The following is a 529-nucleotide window of genomic DNA, read 5'->3' as shown; positions in this document are numbered from 1 at the left end:
TACGTGTAGCTAGCCGCCAAGCATAGCCGGCTTTTCCGTTTCGTCAATACCTTAGATTCTAAGGGGTTTCGAATCCTTTCATTGTTGCTGTGCTTATAGAAGCTCCGCCGTCCTTAGCGAGGGCGCGTAGCTTATCGAGACTGTGCAGAAGTGCAAGCACTTTTTGACACTGGCAGGACATGGCCTTCATTGCGCCGATGCGCGGCGCCTGATTCGACGGACTACTCGGCCATGGCAGTGCAACTCACCCTATGTAAGACGAAAGACTATGTGGCCGTCCCTGAGAACCCCCAGCCACCTAACCACCGCAAGGCCTTGATGTCTGCACCGGCGTGCCAGAACTGCCAGTGTTCGCTACGCTGAAGGCTGGTTTCTGGCAATGTCCACTCATGCGCACACGCCGTCCTGCTGCCGAGCACCTGCCTGCCGACAAGTTGTTTCGTTCGCGTCTGGAGAACCAGATCGAGCTGCGCCATCCGTTGGCGCAACTGAGCCATCGGATGCCGTGGGTAGCGTTGCAACAGGCACT

At 56.9% G+C, this 529-nt stretch carries 1 pseudogene; it reads left to right on the top strand.

The window, feature by feature from the left end:
- Nucleotides 1-389: 389 nt before the first annotated feature.
- Nucleotides 390-529: pseudogene (locus XpopCFBP1817_RS21150) on the top strand (IS5/IS1182 family transposase); the annotation flags it as partial.

It is taken from the genome of Xanthomonas populi, assembly GCF_002940065.1.
Lineage (GTDB): Bacteria > Pseudomonadota > Gammaproteobacteria > Xanthomonadales > Xanthomonadaceae > Xanthomonas > Xanthomonas populi.
The sequence above is the reverse complement of the archived record's forward strand: the minus strand, read 5'-3'. Positions and strand labels throughout refer to the sequence as shown.